16 protein-coding genes are annotated in these 16419 nt (G+C 70.3%); 4 read left to right on the top strand and 12 right to left on the bottom strand.

The features are described from left to right. Nucleotides 1–11: 11 nt before the first annotated feature. Nucleotides 12–1559 (top strand): bifunctional aminoglycoside phosphotransferase/ATP-binding protein, encoded by a 1548-nt coding sequence (locus ACFSCU_RS05290; RefSeq protein ID WP_180550824.1) that lies wholly within the window; start codon nucleotides 12–14, stop codon nucleotides 1557–1559. A gap of 3 nt (nucleotides 1560–1562) precedes the next feature. On the opposite strand, the gene ACFSCU_RS05285 is transcribed toward ACFSCU_RS05290, so the two are convergent. Next, a complete protein-coding gene (locus ACFSCU_RS05285) occupies nucleotides 1563–2426 on the bottom strand; it encodes an LpxL/LpxP family acyltransferase (protein WP_377560097.1) in 864 nt (287 codons plus the stop codon). Next, on the bottom strand, nucleotides 2423–3256 hold the full coding sequence (locus tag ACFSCU_RS05280; protein WP_377560096.1) for a lysophospholipid acyltransferase family protein: 834 nt from the start codon (nucleotides 3254–3256) through the stop codon (nucleotides 2423–2425). Before ACFSCU_RS05280 ends, ACFSCU_RS05285 begins: the two co-directional genes overlap by 4 nt. A 145-nt stretch (nucleotides 3257–3401) precedes the next feature. On the opposite strand from ACFSCU_RS05280, the gene metK reads away from it, so the two are divergent. Further along, nucleotides 3402–4583 carry a methionine adenosyltransferase gene (gene metK / locus ACFSCU_RS05275; protein WP_377560260.1) on the top strand — a complete coding sequence of 394 codons (1182 nt, stop codon included), beginning with the start codon at nucleotides 3402–3404 and terminating at the stop codon, nucleotides 4581–4583. Between the two features lie 568 nt (nucleotides 4584–5151). On the opposite strand, the gene ACFSCU_RS05270 is transcribed toward metK, so the two are convergent. Further along, nucleotides 5152–5742 carry a C40 family peptidase gene (locus ACFSCU_RS05270; protein WP_377560095.1) on the bottom strand — a complete coding sequence of 197 codons (591 nt, stop codon included), beginning with the start codon at nucleotides 5740–5742 and terminating at the stop codon, nucleotides 5152–5154. Nucleotides 5743–5833: 91 nt separating this feature from the next. Between ACFSCU_RS05270 and ACFSCU_RS05265 the strand changes: the two genes are divergently transcribed. Beyond that, nucleotides 5834–6181, top strand: a complete 348-nt coding sequence (locus ACFSCU_RS05265; protein ID WP_180550822.1) for a YnfA family protein — start codon at nucleotides 5834–5836, stop codon at nucleotides 6179–6181. Between the two features lie 128 nt (nucleotides 6182–6309). On the opposite strand, the gene ACFSCU_RS05260 is transcribed toward ACFSCU_RS05265, so the two are convergent. From ACFSCU_RS05260 to ACFSCU_RS05240, 5 genes are all read right to left on the bottom strand, one after another. After that, complete coding sequence (locus ACFSCU_RS05260; RefSeq protein WP_180550821.1) at nucleotides 6310–6936, bottom strand: histidine phosphatase family protein; 627 nt, start codon at nucleotides 6934–6936, stop codon at nucleotides 6310–6312. Nucleotides 6937–7126: 190 nt separating this feature from the next. Then, on the bottom strand, nucleotides 7127–8092 hold the full coding sequence (locus ACFSCU_RS05255; protein WP_180550820.1) for a VTT domain-containing protein: 966 nt from the start codon (nucleotides 8090–8092) through the stop codon (nucleotides 7127–7129). A gap of 7 nt (nucleotides 8093–8099) precedes the next feature. Beyond that, nucleotides 8100–8978: a pirin family protein gene (locus ACFSCU_RS05250; RefSeq protein WP_180550819.1), complete on the bottom strand. Its 879-nt coding sequence runs from the start codon at nucleotides 8976–8978 to the stop codon at nucleotides 8100–8102. A gap of 77 nt (nucleotides 8979–9055) precedes the next feature. Beyond that, nucleotides 9056–9634, bottom strand: coding sequence for an NADPH-dependent FMN reductase (locus ACFSCU_RS05245; protein ID WP_180550818.1), 579 nt, complete (start codon nucleotides 9632–9634; stop codon nucleotides 9056–9058). A 115-nt stretch (nucleotides 9635–9749) separates the two neighbouring features. Beyond that, on the bottom strand, nucleotides 9750–10643 hold the full coding sequence (locus tag ACFSCU_RS05240) for a pirin family protein (RefSeq protein WP_377560094.1): 894 nt from the start codon (nucleotides 10641–10643) through the stop codon (nucleotides 9750–9752). A 341-nt stretch (nucleotides 10644–10984) separates the two neighbouring features. Here ACFSCU_RS05240 and ACFSCU_RS05235 point away from each other — a divergent pair, with 341 nt between their 5' ends. Next, nucleotides 10985–11920, top strand: coding sequence for a LysR substrate-binding domain-containing protein (locus ACFSCU_RS05235; RefSeq protein ID WP_377560093.1), 936 nt, complete (start codon nucleotides 10985–10987; stop codon nucleotides 11918–11920). A gap of 148 nt (nucleotides 11921–12068) precedes the next feature. On the opposite strand, the gene ACFSCU_RS05230 is transcribed toward ACFSCU_RS05235, so the two are convergent. The 4 genes from ACFSCU_RS05230 to ffh all read right to left on the bottom strand — a co-directional run bounded on the left by ACFSCU_RS05230 (nucleotide 12069) and on the right by ffh (nucleotide 16396). Further along, entirely contained in the window at nucleotides 12069–12983 is a 915-nt protein-coding gene (locus ACFSCU_RS05230; RefSeq protein WP_180550817.1) for a class I SAM-dependent methyltransferase, read from the bottom strand. Between the two features lie 195 nt (nucleotides 12984–13178). Continuing rightward, nucleotides 13179–14111, bottom strand: coding sequence for an SAM-dependent methyltransferase (locus ACFSCU_RS05225; RefSeq protein ID WP_377560092.1), 933 nt, complete (start codon nucleotides 14109–14111; stop codon nucleotides 13179–13181). A gap of 117 nt (nucleotides 14112–14228) precedes the next feature. Continuing rightward, the gene (locus ACFSCU_RS05220; protein ID WP_444547272.1) at nucleotides 14229–14756 is read right to left on the bottom strand and encodes a low molecular weight protein-tyrosine-phosphatase; all 528 of its coding nucleotides are present in this window, start codon (nucleotides 14754–14756) and stop codon (nucleotides 14229–14231) included. Between the two features lie 206 nt (nucleotides 14757–14962). Beyond that, the gene (gene ffh, locus ACFSCU_RS05215; RefSeq protein ID WP_377560091.1) at nucleotides 14963–16396 is read right to left on the bottom strand and encodes a signal recognition particle protein; all 1434 of its coding nucleotides are present in this window, start codon (nucleotides 16394–16396) and stop codon (nucleotides 14963–14965) included. Nucleotides 16397–16419: the final 23 nt, after the last annotated feature.

Raw genomic sequence — 16419 nt, 5'->3', positions numbered from 1 at the left:
ACGCGCCGGCCGTGCAGCCCCACGCAGCGCTGATCGACGGCCTGTGCCGCGTGCTCGGGCCCGACACCGAGCGCATCGAAACCCACATCTCCTGGCTGCTGCTGTCGGGCGAGCACGCGTACAAGCTGAAGAAGCCGCTCACGCTCGACTTCCTCGACTTCGGCACGCTGGCGCAGCGCCGCACCGCCTGCGCCGAAGAGCTGCGCATCAACCGCCGCACCGCACCCGACATCTACCTGGGCGTGCTGCCCATCACCGGCACGCCCGCGGCGCCGCGCCTGGGCGGCGACGCGGCGCAGGCCATCGACTGGGCGGTGCACATGCGCCGCTTTCCGGCCGGTGCGCTGCTGGCCGAGCGCGCCGCCCGTGGCGAGCTGCAGCCAGCCCACATCGATGCGCTGGCGCGCGAGATCGCCGGCTTTCAGGCGCAGGCGGCCGTGGCGCCGGCCGACAGCCCGTACGGCGATGCCGGCGACCTGGCCCGACTGGCCGAGGACAATTTCAAGCCTCTTTTCGACCTCGAACCGCCGCCAGTCAAGCGCCAGCAGCTAGAACAATTGCAGCAATGGATGCAGGCCGAAAGCGCCCACCTGGCGCCGCTGATGGCCACCCGCCGCGCCGAAGGCCGGGTGCGCGAAGGCCATGGCGACCTGCACCTGGGCAACCTGCTGTGGCTGGAGGGCCGTGCGCGCCTGTTCGACGCCATCGAGTTCAACCCGCGCCTGCGCTGGATCGACGTGGCCTGCGACATCGCCTTCCTGTTCATGGACCTGCACGCCCATGGCCAGCCGGCGCTGGCCTGGCGTTTTCTGAACGCCTGGCTGGAGCGCACCGGCGACTACGGCGCCCTGCCCCGCCTGCCCTACGACGCCGTGTACCGCGCCCTGGTGCGCGCCAAAGTGGCCGCCCTGCGCGCCGGCCAGTGCGACGACGATACGCAACGCCAGCCAGCGCGGCAGGAGGCTGACCGCTACGTGCAACTGGCCGCCCAGCTGGCCGCACCGCGCCAGCCGTGGCTGGCGCTCACCATGGGCGTCAGCGGCTCGGGCAAGAGCAGCCAGACGCAGCCGCTGATCGAGCAGCGCGGCCTGGTGCGCGTGCGCGCCGACGTGGAGCGCAAGCGCCTGTTCGGTCTGGCGCCCGAGGCCAGCAGCGCCCATGTGCCCGGCGGCATCTACAGCGAGGCCACCAGCGACCGCGTGTTCGCCCGCCTGCTGCAGGTGACGCGCGATGCGCTGCAGGCCGGCCAGCCGGTGCTGGTCGACGCCACCTTCATCCGCCGGGAGCGGCGCGCACCCTTCATCGCGCTGGCCGAATCGCTGGGCGTGCCCTGGCGCATCCTGGCCTTCGATGCGCCCGAAGCCGTGCTGCGCGAACGCGTGCGCCAGCGCCACGCGGCGGGCACCGATGCATCCGAGGCCGATGTGGCGGTGCTGCAAGGCCAGCTTGCGCACCGCGATGCGCTGACCGATGAGGAAGCCAGCCACGCGCTGCGGATCGACACGCGCGCGCCGGTCGACTGGGCCGCCTGGTCGTCGGCCCTGCCGTCCTCGGAATGAACGTCAATAAAGCGACGGCTCGCCCGGCGGCCGCGTCTTGAAGCGCTTGTGCACCCAGTAGTACTGCTCGGGCATCTCGTCGATGTAGTCCTGCAGGTGCCGGTTCATCAGCGCCGCATCGGCCGTGGCGTCGGCCGTGGGGTAGTCGGGCCAGGCCGGGTGCACCTTCACTTCGTAACCGAAGTCGGTCAGCCGCGTGATGACCGGCACCACGCGCGCGTGGCCCAGCCTGGCAAAGCGCGACAGCGAGGGCACCGTTGCCGTCGGCACGCCGTAGAACGGCACGAACACCGATTCGTGCGGGCCCAGGTCCATGTCGGGCAGCAGGTACAGCATCTTGCCCTCGCGCAGCGCGCGCACGATGGGTTTGACGCCTTCGGTGCGCGACAGCAGCGTGGCATCGCCAAAGCGCTGGCGGCCGCGCTGCATCCATTCGTCCAGCGCGGCGTTGGGCTGGGTCGAATAAATGGTGCAGGCCGGCCGGTCGATCTGCTGCATCACGGCGCTGCCGCCCGCGTCCATGCCGTAGAAGTGCGGCGCGAACATCACCACCGCACCCTCGCGCGTCAGGTCGTCCACCGCGCCGGTGATGCGCAGGCGCTGGCGCACCACGGCCGGGTCGCCGTGCCACAGCCAGGATCGATCGAGGAACGCCTGCGTGAAATAAACGAAGTTGCGCCGCGCCAGGGCCACGCGCTCGGCCTCGGTCCAGTGCGGAAAGCACAGGCGCAGGTTGGTCAGCGCAATGCGCCGGCGCGGCCGCGCGGCCACGAACAGCAAGCGCCCCAGCGCGTTGCCGAGCGCACGCACCACCCCCAGCGGCAGGGGCGCCAGCGCGCGCATGAACAGAATGCCGTGATGGGTCATGGGGTCAGGGCTCTCGGCGTCTTGTAGCGGCCGTAGCCCCACAGGTATTGATCGGGCCGCTGGCGGATCAGCCCCTCCATGGCGCGGTTGATCTGCGCCACGGCGGTGTCGAGATCGGCGCTGAGCGGCTCCGGAAACGGCAGGATGTGCACGCGAAAGCCCTGCGCGCGCGGCAACCGCTCGCCCCAGCCCAGCAGCGGCGTGGCGCCGGTCTGCTGGATCAGGCGCGCGGCCAGCGTCATGGTGTAGGCGGGGCGGTCGAAGAACGGCGACCACACGCCCAGCCCGTCGGGCGGCACCTGGTCGGGCAGCACGCCCACGGCGCGGCCGGCGCGCAGCGCCTTGATCATCTGGCGCACGCCGGCCAGCGTGGTGGGTGCCGTCTCGAGCCCTTCGCGGCGGCGCGCCATGGCCACCACCTCGGCCAGCGCGGCCTGGCGCGCGGGGCGGTACAGCACGGTGACCGGTCCGTATTCGGCGTGGTGCCGCGCCGACGCGGCCTGGGGCACGATCTCGAAGCAGCCGAGGTGTGCCGTCATGAAGACGATGCCGCGGCGCGCGGCGTAGGCTTGGTCCAGATGCTCGGCGCCGCGCCACTCCACCGGTACCGGCGCGCCGAACCACAGGCGCGGCGTCTCCAGCGCCATGCGGCCGGCGTGGGCCACGCTGGCGCGCACCTCGTCAAAGCGGTAGCCGGCCCCGCGCGCGTGTTCGGTGATGCGGCGGCGGTAGGTGGGCGATGCCGCCCAGCTCAGCCAGCCCAGCGCCGCGCCCAGCGCATGCAGCAGCCCCAGCGGCCAGCGCGATGCAAAGCGGTACAGGGCAAGCATGACGGGTTGGTTAAAATGCGCGGGTCGCCGAGTTACGGAACTACTTGCAGGGCGACGTAAAAAAATGCTGCTAAAGCGTTCGCCAGTGCTCCCCAAGAAGTTTGGCAACGCGATTGTTCAAACCCAAGGAGTTTATTCAATGGAACTGGCGAACAGCTTTCTCTTCACCTCTGAATCCGTTTCCGAAGGCCACCCCGACAAGGTGGCGGACCAGATTTCCGACGCCATCCTCGACGCCATCCTGGCGCAGGACCCGCGCGCCCGCGTGGCCGCCGAGACGCTGACCAACACCGGCCTGGTGGTGCTGGCGGGCGAAATCAGCGCCAACGCCACGGTCGACTACATCCAGGTGGCGCGCGACACGCTGAAGAAGATCGGCTACGACAACACCGAGTACGGCATCGACTACAAGGGCTGCGCCGTCATGGTTTGCTACGACAAGCAGAGCAACGACATCGCCCAGGGCGTGGATCATGCGTCAGACGATCACCTGAACACCGGCGCCGGCGATCAGGGCCTGATGTTCGGCTACGCCTGCGACGAGACCGACACGCTGATGCCGGCGCCCATCTATTACGCGCACCGCCTGGTCGAGCGCCAGGCGCAGTTGCGCAAGAGCGGGAAGCTGCCCTTCCTGCGCCCCGACGCCAAGAGCCAAGTGACGATGCGCTACGTCGACGGCAAGCCGCACAGCATCGACACCGTGGTGCTCTCCACCCAGCACAGCCCCGACCAAAGCGAGACGCAGACGAAGATGAAGGCCAGCTTCACCGAAGCCGTCATCGATGAAATCATCAAGCCCGTGCTGCCGAAGGAGTGGCTGCAGGACACCAAGTACCTGATCAACCCCACCGGCCGCTTCGTCGTCGGCGGCCCGCAGGGTGATTGCGGCCTGACGGGCCGCAAGATCATCGTCGACACCTACGGCGGCGCCTGCCCGCACGGCGGCGGCGCCTTCAGCGGCAAGGACCCGACCAAGGTGGACCGCAGCGCCGCCTACGCCGCGCGCTACGTGGCCAAGAACGTGGTCGCCGCCGGCCTGGCGCGCCAGTGCCAGATCCAGCTGGCCTACGCCATCGGCGTGGCCGAGCCGATGAACATCACCGTCTACACCGAAGGCACGGGCAAGCTTGCCGACGAGCAGATCGCCAAGCTGGTGCGCGAACACTTTGACCTGCGCCCTAAGGGCATCATCCAGATGCTGGATCTGCTGCGCCCCATCTACCAGAAGACCGCCGCCTACGGCCACTTCGGGCGTGACGAGCCGGAGTTCAGCTGGGAAAAGACCGACAAAGCTGCTGCACTGAAGGCGGCCGCCGGCGTGTAAGAACAGCCGGCTTCGCGCCACACCCGCCCCTGCTGGGAAGCACGGGCGGGTTATTTTTTGATAGCTGCTTGCGCCGGATACATCAGGGTTTCAGATAAAAAATGGCTTGAAATAACCGTATGACGTTCGCAAGCAGCTATGGTTTTTCGAGCAGGGTGGCCCTCACCCCCACCCTCTCCCAGAGGGAGAGGGAGCAAGAAGGCAGCCGCTCGAAGCAGCGACCTGACGAAACCAAGGCCGAGCGCAGCGATGGCCCGTGCGGACTTCCCATCCCCTCTGGCCGTGCCGAGAAGCGCAGGGCGTGGGGCGGGCATGGGCTGCGCAGCAAGCCCATGCTTCGTGCTCTGACTTGCTGCGGATGTTTGAGCGGCGTGAGCGCAGCGAACAAAGCGAGTTCCGCAGCGCCGCTCCATGCCCGAGCATCGCAGGTTGCCCCGAAGCGAAGCGCAGGGGACACGGCCAGCGGGGTCGCCTTTTCTTTGGTTACTTTCTTTTTGGCGAGACAAAAAGAAAGTGACTGCGCCGCCGGGCGCACATCCCGGCCAGCAGCGCATCCAACCCCACACCGTCAAACCGCAAACACACTCCGCGCCCCCAGATACCGCGGCGCGAAGTAGCGGTTGTCGAGCCTGTCCCGCCGCACCGTCCCCCCCGTCGACGGCGCGTGCACGAACTGATCGCCCCCCACATAAATCCCCATGTGCGAGAACGGCGTGCCCGTGGTGTTGAAGAACACCAGATCGCCCCGCTGCAGCGCCGATTCGCTCACCGGCATGGTGGCGGCCGCCCACTGCGCCGTGCTGCGCGGCAGGCGCGCCGCACCGGCCGCCACCTGGCCGTACACGTAATGCACCAGCCCGCTGCAGTCGAACCCGCCCTCCGGCGTGTTGCCGCCATAGCGGTAGGGCGTGTTCACCAGCAGCATGGCCTGCGCCACGCTGGCCTCGCGCCCAGCGGGATGGAGCGCCAGCGGCGTCTGCGACGGTGGCACCGGCTGTGAGGGCGCGCGGCGCGCCACGCTGCCGCCGGGCGCCACCCGACCACGCGCTGCCGGTGCCGGCCGCTTGCTGGCACAACCGGCCAGCAACGCGCCCACGGCCAGGGCGGCCAGCAGATGGCGGCGTGGGGCGGATGTGTCGGGCGACGAAGTCATGCTCATTTCAGGCCTCTCGTGCTTGCCGGATAAGCGCCGAAAGCTATTTTATGTATAGCATCCGCAGATTGCCAAGCCTTTTGCCGAAAGCCCCGCCATGCCCCTGCCCTCGCACCCCCTTGCCACCACTGCGCTGTTCGTGCTCACGGCGGTGATGGAAATCCTGGGCTGCTACCTGCCCTATCTGTGGCTGCGCGGCAAAGCGGGTGCCTGGGTGCTGTTGCCGGCGGCGCTGGCGCTGGCGGCCTTCGTGGCGCTGCTGGCGCTGCACCCCACGGCCTCGGGACGGGTGTATGCGGCGTACGGCGGGGTGTACGTGGCCACGGCGATCGTCTGGCTGTGGCTGGTGGATGGGGTGCGGCCGACGCCGTGGGATTTGACGGGCAGCGCGGTGGCACTGGCCGGCATGCTGATCATCGTGTGGGGCTGGCGGCAGCAGGGTTGATTTTCAAGCCATTTCGGGCTACAGCGCTTGTGTGGCAAGCGCAGGCAGCTATCGTAGCGATAGCATCCATGGCTGACCGACGCGGCGCCGCCATCGCGGGCAAGCCCGCTCCCACAAGGTTGCGGTCGTCACGCCGCCTGGGCCAGCGCCGCCCAATCCGCCGGACGCAACTCCCCCAGCACGCTGAAGCCGCGCTCGGCCTTCGTGTCGGGCCGCACCAGCACGGCGCCACCTTCGGGCAGGAACACGCCCGTGGTCTGCTGGATGTTGGAGCTGTGCCCCACCACGACACGGTTTCGCTCCGCAACCACGGCGCGGCGCAGCAGCGCCAGCGAATGGTCGATGCGCTGCTGGCGCCCGCTGTCCTGCGACAGCAGGCCCAGCAGTTGCCGGTCGTCCTGCACGCGGCCGAAGGCGATCTGCGCGAAGTCGTGGCAGCGCGCGAAGGGGCTGGCCAGCACCTCGTCGACGCCAAGCCGGTGGCGCTGAAACACCTGCCCCACGGTGCGGGCCTGCGTCTCGCCCTCGGCCGAGAGCAGGCGCTGGCGGCTGCGCGGCCAGTCGATGCGGTCCACCCCGCCCTGGTTGGTGGCGCCGTGGCGGAAATACACCACCAGCCCGCCCGCCTGCAGCGCCTTCAGCAAGGCAGGTGCATCGGCCGCGGGCGCCTGCGCCCAGACAGGCACCGCGGCACTGGCCAGGGCAGCACCCAGCAGGGCGCGGCGGTTCAGGTCGATGCGGGCGTCGTGGTTCATTTCAAGCCTTTCAGGGCTGCAGCGCCCAACAGATGGGCGAAGGCAGCTATCAAATTCGCTTCACCATCAAGAAGCCTGAGACCCTGTTGTGGGAGCGGGCTTGCCCGCGATGAGGCGATTCGTCGCCACCAACGCCTGATCGCGGGCAGCCCGCTCCCACACAGTGGATGCGGTCCGCGCTCGCATCGTTTCACGCCGGTGCGGCTTGCGGCGCCAACGCATCCGCGCGCGCCAGCGACACCGCCTCGGCCGCGCGCCAGGCGTCGTAGCCGCCGCGCAGCGGACGCACCTGGGCAAAGCCCATGCGCCGCAGCGCGTGCGCGGCACGGATGGCAGTGGCGTCCTCGGGGCAGGCACACAGGGTGACGATGGCGGCATCGCGCGGCCAGCCCCGCGCGTGGCGCGCCAGCCCGCGCAACTGCATCGCCCGCGCGGGCGCGATGGGGCCATCGGCCGCGATCAGCGCCGGGCTGCGGAAGTCCAGCAGCCGCGGCGGCGCAGCGCCGGCCAGTGCGGCGCGCAGATCGCCAATGTCGATGTGCGGCATGGCCGCCATCTGCCTGAAGCGGTGGCGCCGCCAGGCCTTGGCGCCCAGCCACAGCGCCAGCGCGGCGCCCAACCCCAGCAGCGCCAGCGGCCCGTGCGTGCGCATCCAGGCCAGCGCCTGGCCCACCTCGCCGCGCAGCAGCCAGCCGGTGAGCAGGCCCGCGCCGGCCCACAGCGCGGCGCCCGAGGCGGCCGCCAGCGTGAAGCGTGCCACCGGCATGCGCGACAGCCCCGCCACCGGCGCCGCCACGGCCGAAAAGCCGGGCACGAACTTGGCCACCAGCAGCGCCGGCGCGCCCCAGCGGCCAAAGCGCTGCTCGGTCTGCGTGACGCAGCTGCCGGGGTTCAGCGACAGCCGGCACAGCAGCGCCAGCACCTTGTAGCCGTAGCGCCGGCCCAGCCAGTACCAGAAGCGGTCGGCCACCATGGCCGCGCCCACCGCCGCCACCAGGGCCAGCGCCAGCTGCGGCCAGCCCGCCGCCAGGCTGCCCACCACCAGCAGCGTGGGCCACACCGGCACCGGCAGGCCGAGCTGCTGCAGCAGCACGTTGCCGAATACCAGCCAGGGGGCGTATTGCATGATGGAAGCGACGAGTGGCTCGGGCGTCATGACCGGCTCAGCTTGCCCAGGGCACCGGCGGCGCCTCCAGGCGCGGGCCGTCGAAGCCATGCACCTCGCCAAAGCGCGCGCTGCCGGCCTGCCAGTCGCGCTGCGCCTGGGTGATGTAAGGCTTGCCGTGGCCGACGAAATTCCACCAGATGGTGATGTCCTCGTCGAACGGCTCGCCGCCGATGAGGATGGCGCGCGTGCCGGGGGCCAGCTCCAGCGCCAGCTCGGTGCCGCGCGGCGGCAGGTAGAGCAGTTCGTCGGCCGCCAGCGCCTGGCCCTGCGCGGTGGCGGGGCCGGTGAGCGGCATCAGGCCGTATTCGAAGGCCGGATCGAGCGGCAGCGTGAGCCGCGCGCCCTCGGCGGCGAACACGTCGGCGCCCATCAGCGGCGTGTGCACCAGCGCGGGCGAGCGGCGGCCCTGCCATGCACCGGCCAGCAGCACGAGCTCGGCACCGCCCTCCTGCCAGCGGGGCAGATCGGGGTAATGATCGAACCGCGGCGCCATGTCGGCCACCCGCGCGGGCAGCGCGATCCACAGCTGCGCGGTGTGCATGCGCGTCTGGCCGGGGGCCGATTCCTCGGTGTGCGCGATGCCGTGGCCGGCCGTCATCAGGTTAACCTGGCCGGGGCGGATGAGTTGCTCGTTGCCCAGGCTGTCGCGGTGCAGCACCTCGCCTTCCAGCATCCAGGTGAAGGTCTGCAGGCCGGTGTGCGGGTGCGGGCCGACGCGCATGCCCGCGCCGTCGGCAAACGTGGCCGGCCCGGCGTGGTCGAGAAAGCACCAGGCGCCGATGGTGCGCTTGAGGCGCGACGGCAGCGTGCGCGCCACGGCGACGCCGCCGCCGATCTCGGCGGTGCGGGCGGGAATGCGGGTGAAGTCGGTCATTGGTCAGGCTCCGTGGATGGTGTTCGCGCGACGGCCGCATCGTGGCACAGCCGCGTTCAGCCCGCCGCCTTGGGCCCTCAAGCGCGCGCGGCCATCGTGGCCTTGGCCCACCAGGCCACCTGGTCCAGCATCTCGGTCGTGCTGCCTTCGATGTGGCCGGCGATGCTCTCCATCGGCTCGCCCTTCATGACGACGGAGAAGAAGTCGCCGCCGGCGATGTGCGTGGCCGTGCGCACCGGCACCATGTGCAGCTCCACGGCGATCAGGCGCGCGTGCTCGATGGCGCGCGCCGCGCCCACGCCACCGTAGCCGAAGAAGCCGATGGGCTTGTGCTTCCACTCCACGTAGGCCTGGTCGAAGGCGTTCTTCAGCGCGCCGGTGAGCGAGTGGTTGTATTCGGCGGTGACGACCACATAGCCGTCGAACTCGGCGATCTTCTGCTGCCAGGCGATGGCGCGCGGGTCTTCGCTCGGCGCCCACAGGTTGGAGGCCTTTTCGTTGAACAGGGGCAGATCGAACGTCTTCAGATCGACCAGTTCGAAGTCCATGTCGCTGCGCTGGCAGGCGAAGCCCATCAGCCAGTCGGCGGCGCGGGCGCCGAAGCGGGCGTCGCGCGTGCTGCTGATGATGACGGCGATTTTCGGTTGGTGGTTCATGTCGTGGTTCCTTTCTTGTTGGGTTTGAAGTGGCTGGCTGAAAGCTTGGGGGCACGGCCCCGCCCAGGCGTGGACGAAGCCGTCCGCGCCTGGGCCGCGATGGCCGCAGGCAGGCTCAGTTCAGGCCTTGGCCGAAGCGGCCGCTGTTGAAATCGTTGACGGCATCGACGATCTGCTGCTGGCTGTTCATCACGAACGGCCCGTAGCCGACCACCGGCTCGTCGATCGGCTCGCCGGCCAGCAGCAGCAGCTTGGCGTCGCTCTCGGCCTGCACGGTGACGCCCTCGCCCGCGGTCGAGAGCGTGACCACGGCCGGGCCGGTGACGGGCTCGGCGCCGTTGACCGACGCGCTGCCGGAGGCGACGACGACCAGCGTCGTCCAGCCCTCGGGTTGAGGCAACTCGGCCGTGCGGCCGGCGGCCAGCGCCACGTCCAGCATGTGGATCGGGGTGAAGGTGCGGGCGGGGCCCTTGGCCTCGCCCCAGGCACCGGCGATCACACGCACGCTGCCGGCGTCATCCGGCAGGCTGACCGTCGGGATCTGCGCCGCCGTGATGGGCTGGTAGCCCGCGGGTGTCATCTTGTGCGCAGCGGGCAGGTTGACCCACAGCTGCGCCATCTCCAGCGTGCCGCCGCTTTTCGCAAAGCCGGGCGAGTGGAATTCCTCGTGGATGATGCCGCCGCCGGCGGTCATCCACTGCACGTCGCCAGGGCCGATGGTGCCGCCGCCGCCCGCGTTGTCGCGGTGCGCCAGTTCGCCCGAATAAACCACGGTGACGGTCTCGAAGCCGCGGTGCGGGTGCTGGCCCACGCCCAGCTGCTTGGTCGTCGGGCCGAAGTCGTAGGGCGCGCCGTAGTCCAGCATCAGGAACGGGCTGCGCTCGGCCACGCCGGGGCCGTTGTAGCCGAACAGGTTGTGCACCGGCAGCCCGTCGCCGACCCAGTGGCGACCGGGGGCGCTGCGGATGTCGAGAACGCGCTTGGGGGTGGTTGGCGTGGCGGTGGTCATGGTGAGTCTCGCTTTCGTTTCAGATGGGGCGCCGGCGGGGCTGTCGGCGCATGATTGAATAGTATGGACAGATCAATATGGATTAAAGAGGCGTCAATTCACCATATCGTTCCACTCGTGGAACAATGAGTCCGTGCCAAGTCACTGGATGGGACGCTTCTTCGGACGACAAGGTCGAGACTGGCCGAGACAACGACTTCACCGCAGAGGCGCAGAGAACGCAGAGTTGACGCAGAGAAAGCCCAAGAAAAGCTCTGCGAACCTCTGCGTTCTCTGCGTCTCTGCGGTGAAGGTTTTTCGGTGCCGTGTCACACCCGCTATCGAAATCAAGGCAACTCCCCATGGACGACCTGAACGACCTGGCCTACTTCGCCCACGTGGCCGAGCACGGCGGCTTTGCCGCCGCCGAGCGCGCCACCGGCATTCCCAAGAGCAAGCTCAGCCGGCGCATCGCCGCGCTGGAGGCAACGCTGGGCGTGCGCCTGATCCAGCGCACCACGCGGCGCTTCGCCCTCACCGACATCGGCCAGCGCACGCTGCAGCACGCGCGCGCCATGCTGGCCGAGGCCGCCAGCGTGCATGCGCTGGCCGGCGAGCAGACCGCCGCCCCGCGCGGCACGGTGCGCCTGTCGTGCCCGCCGGCGCTGCTGCAGCTCGGCGTGGGTGACATGCTGGCGCGCTTTCTCAACGCCTGGCCGCTGGTCAGCGTGCAGCTGCAGGCCACCAACCGCAACGTCGACGTCTGGCAGGACGGCGTGGACCTGGCGCTGCGCGTGCGCGCCCCCGGCGCCGCGCTGCCGCAGGACGAGGTGGTCAGGCCCCTGGCGCTGAGCCCGCACGTGCTGGTGGCCGCACCCGCGCTGCTGACCAGCGCCGCGCCGCCGGCCACCCCGGCCGACCTGGCGCAGTTGCCCACGCTGGACCTGGGCAATTCACCCGACGAAGGCCGCTGGCGGCTGAGCGGCCCCGGCGGCGCGCAGGCCGAGGTGCCGCTGGCGCCGCGCCTGGTGGCCGACGACATGGGCGCGCTGCTGTGCGCCGCGCTGGCCGGCGTGGGCTGCGCCGCCCTGCCGCGCCTGCTGGCGCACGAGCCGCTGGCGCGCGGTGCACTGCAGGAGGTGCTGCCCGGCTGGGCGCCGCCGCCGGGCCTGGTGCAGGCCGCCTTCGCCAGCCGCCAGGGCATGCGGCCGGCGGTGCGGCAGTTGCTGGACGCGCTGGCGGCGGGGTTCGATGCGCTGGTGCGCGAGGGGCGCTGCCTGCGGGTCACTGCGGCGTGAGGCGGTCAAGGCATCTGTAGGAGCGGGCTTGCCCGCGATGGGGGATCAGGATGATGGCAACGCCCATCGCGGCCAAGGGCGCTCCTACAAAGATAGCTACTGGCGCTTATCCAACAAGCGCTAGAGGCCGATTTGGCTTGAAATCCACTCAAGCGCTGACCAGGATCGCCGGCGCCTCGCCCTGCCGCTCGGCGCTGAAGCGCGCGCTGGCCCCGCCGCCGGTCACCGTGCCTTCGATGCGCGCGCCGTCGACCCGGCCGCTGAACTGGCGCACCACGCCATCGGTGTCGGTGAAGGCCCAGCGCACGCGCTCGCCGGCCACGCGCGCGTCGCGCAGCGAGGTCTCGGCCGCGCCCAGGTGCACCGTGCCCTCGGGGAACTGGAACACCTGCCGCGCCACCGTCATCTGCACGTTGACCGTCTGCCCGTCGCGCGGATAGCTCAGGCGCCAGTGCCCGCCCACGTTGGCCGGCACCAGCCACAGGTAGGCCGTGGCGCCGCCGGCGCGCGAATGCTCGTCGGGCTGCCAGGTGCCCATGCCGAAGGCGTGCGTCACCAGCCGCGTGCCGGGCTTCAGCCGCAGCAGCGTGGGGCGCAGCTTCAGGTTCAGCTCGGTCAGCAGATACAGGGTGATGACGCTGGCGGCCGACAGGTCGGCCTCGAAGATGTCGCCCTGCACGATGCGCGCGCGATCGGCCACGCCGGCGGCCCGGGCTCGGCGCTGGGCGTGCGCCACCAGTTCGGGGTTGAACTCGATGCCCAGCGCGCGGGCGCCGAACTGCCGTGCGGCCGCGATGACGATCTTGCCGTCGCCCGCGCCGAGGTCGATCACGTGGTCGTGCCGCGTCACGCCGGCCATCTGCAGCATGCGCGTGACCAGCGCGTCGGGCGTGGGCACCCACACCACGTCCTTGCCGGCCTGAAAGGGTTCGGGCTGGTAGGTGCCGAAGCCGGGGCTGCGCTGCGCCCAGACGGGCACGGTGCCCAGCACGGCCGCGCCCGCGGCGGCGCGCAGCCACTGGCGGCGCGGCAGCGCCTGGCTGATGGTGTGAAGTCTGTTCATCTGGGCACTTCGTCGATCATCACCCCGGTTCGCTGCCGCCAGCGGGTGCAGGAGTTTGCGGACAGGGCAGCCAAACCGTGAAACCAGCGGCCGCGGCGCAGGCCCTGCGCGGGCGCCGCGGCCGGACCTTTGCCCGCCGCTGGCGCCGGCCCCCTTGCGAAAAGCAGAAGGGGGAGCCGCGCGCGGCTCAGGCGCTCAATCCGCGGTCTCGATGGCCGGGCCGTCGCCCTTGCGCGTGGCGGTGAAGCGCTCGCTCTTCTTGCCGTCGTGCACCTGACCCTCGATCTTGCCGCCGTTGACCTTGCCCTCGAAGGTGCGCAGCACGCCGTCGGTGCCGGTGAAGGCGAAGCGCACGCGCTCGCCCATCACGCGGGCGTCGCGCAGCGAGGTGTCGGCGGCGCCCAGCTGCACCGTGCCTTCGGGGAACTGGTAGCGCTGGCGCTCGACGCTCATGGCCAGGTTCTGCTGGCGGCCGCTCTGCGAGTAGTTCAGCTGCCACTGGCCGCTGACGTTGGCCGGCACCAGCCACAGGTAGGCGTTGGCGCCGCCGGCGCGCGAGGTCTCATCCGGCTGCCAGCCGCCCATGGTGAAGGCGTGCGTGACCAGGCGCGTGCCGGGCTTGAGCTTCATCAACGTGGGCCGCAGCTTCAGGTTCAGCGTGGGCAGCAGGTACATGGTGATGACGTCGGCCTTGGAGAAGTCGGACTCGAAGATGTCGGCCTTCTCGAAGCGGGCGCGGTCGGACACGCCGGCGGCCTGCGCGCGGCGGGTGGCGTGGGCCACCATGTCGGGGTTGTATTCGATGCCGTGGCCGCGCGCGCCGAACTCCTTGGCGGCGGCGATGACGATCTTGCCGTCGCCGGCGCCGAGGTCGATCACGTAGTCGTTCTTGGTCACGCCGCCCAGCTGCAGCATGCGCGTGACCAGCTCGTCGGGCGTCGGCACCCAGATCACGTCCTTGCCGGCCTGGCCGCTCTGCGGCTGGTAGGTCTCGGGGTTCTCCTTCTGCGCCCAGGCGGGCGCGGCCGTCCACAGCGCAGTGGCCAGGGCGGCGCTGCCGAGGGCCAGCAGGCGGCGGCGGGCGGGGTGGGTGGCGGACGGGGCGGACGAAGCAAGGGTTCGCGTCATGAACAGTGACTCCTGGTGGTGGAAGGAATGCGGGCTGCCCGACCACCACGCGTGCGCCACGGCCGGACCCTCTTTGATATTACAGGGCGTGGCGCGGGGCCGCCGTGACAGCCTGCATCACGCGCCGGCGCCGTGCGGCGCCATGGCGGCCAGCACGCCGTCGCAGGCGTCCTCGACCAGGTCGAGCACGGCCTCGAAGCCGGCGGCGCCGCCGTAGTACGGGTCGGGCACCTCGCTGGCGCGGTGGCGGGTGCAGAAGTCGGTCAGGCGCCGCAGCTTGTGGCGCTGGCCGGGCGGGCACAGGGCGCGGGCAGCGTGCTGGTTGGCGTCGTCCATCACCAGCACCAGGTCGAAGTCGTCGAAATCCTGCGCCTTGAGCTGGCGGGCGCGCTGCGCGCTCAGGTCGTAGCCGCGGCGCGCGGCGTGCTGCTGGGCGCGCTCGTCGGGCGGGCGGCCGACGTGGTAGTCGTGCGTGCCGGCCGAATCGACGACGATGCGGTCGCCCAGCCCGGCATCGGCCACGCGCTGCGTCAACACGCCGTGCGCGGTGGGGCTGCGGCAGATGTTGCCCATGCAGACCATGAGCACGCGCACGGGCGCGCCAGGGGCCGGGCGGGGCCGTTCGGCAGAGGGCGGGCGGGGCATGGGCGATCCTCCAGAAACGCACGCGGCGCCAAATCAGGCGATAACGGTTTGGCGCCGTGTTTGAGTATCAAAAAAATAGCTTCTTGCGCCCGTTGTGCAAGCGCCAGAAGCCTATTGGAGCATGAAAAAAATTCTGCACGCCCCCCCCGGCTGTTCAGCAAGCCAGGCGGTGCGCGGTACGGGCCGCCACGCTGGCGCCCTGCGCCTCAGAACGGGCGCTTGGGGCCACCCGGCCCACCCGGCCCGCCGAAGCCCGGCGGCAGCGGCGGCATGCCGCCGCCCAGCAGACCGCCCAGCCCACCCTTGCCGCCGCCCATCCTGCGCATCATCTTGGCCAGTGCGCCGCCCTTGAACTGCTTCATCATCCCCTGCATCTGCTCGAATTCCTTCAGCAGGCGGTTGACTTCCTGCACCTGCACGCCGGCGCCGGCGGCGATGCGGCGCTTGCGCGTGGCCTTGAGCAGCTCGGGCTTGCGGCGCTCCAGCGGGGTCATGCTGTTGATGATGCCTTCCTTGCGGCGGATGTCCTTCTCGGCGCGCGCCAGGTCGGCGTCGCTGGCCTTGCCGGCCATCTGCGTGGGCAGCTTCTCCATCAGGCTGCCCAGGCCGCCCATCTGCTTCATCTGCTGCAGCTGGCCCAAAAAATCCTGCAGATCGAAGCCGCCGCTCTTGACCTTGTCGGCCAGCTTCTTCGCCGCCTCGATGTCCACATTGGCCGTCACCTGCTCGACCAGCGCCACCACGTCGCCCATGCCGAGGATGCGGCCGGCGTGGCGCTCGGCGTCGAACACCTCCAGGCCGTCGATCTTCTCGCTGACGCCGGCGAACTTGATCGGCGCGCCCGTGACCTGCCGCACCGACAGCGCCGCGCCACCGCGCGAGTCGCCGTCCATCTTGGTCAGCACGATGCCGGTGAGCGGCAGCGCCTCCTTGAACGCCCTGGCTGTGTTGGCCGCGTCCTGGCCCTGCATGGCGTCGACCACGAACAGCGTCTCGACCGGGTTCAGCACGGCGTGCAGGGCCTTGATCTCGGCCATCAGCGCCTCGTCGATGGCCAGGCGGCCGGCGGTGTCGAAGATCAGCACGTCGTAGAAGTGCTTTTTGGCGTGGTCGAGCGCGGCGCGGGCGATGTCGAGCGGTTTCTGATCGGGCGTGGAGGGGAACCAGTCGGCCCCGGCCTGCGCGGTGACGGTCTTGAGCTGCTCGATGGCCGCCGGGCGGTAGACGTCGCCTGAGACGGTCAGCACCTTCTTCTTGCGCTTCTGGATCAGATGGCGCGCCAGCTTGGCGGTGGTGGTGGTCTTGCCTGAACCCTGCAGGCCCGACATCAGGATCACGGCGGGCGGCTGCGCCGACAGGTTGAGGTCGCTCACGCCCTCGCCCATGGTGGCCGCCAGCTCGCGGTTGACGATGCCCACCAGCGCCTGGCCGGGCTTGAGGCTGCCCAGCACCTCCTGGCCCATGGCCTTGTCCTTGACGCGGGCGATGAAGTCGCGCACCACGGGCAGCGCCACGTCGGCCTCGAGCAAGGCCATGCGCACCTCGCGCAGCATGTCCTGCACGTTGGCTTCGGTGATGCGGGCCTGGCCGCTGATCTTCTTGACCAGGCCGGAGAGTTTGTCGGTGAGCGTGGAGGCCATGGGGGTTATCCAGCGCGGAAGCC

Origin of the sequence: Ottowia beijingensis, assembly GCF_042680925.1 — a bacterium.
In the GTDB taxonomy this organism is placed as follows: Bacteria; Pseudomonadota; Gammaproteobacteria; order Burkholderiales; family Burkholderiaceae_C; genus Ottowia; species Ottowia beijingensis.
The sequence above is the reverse complement of the archived record's forward strand: the minus strand, read 5'-3'. Positions and strand labels throughout refer to the sequence as shown.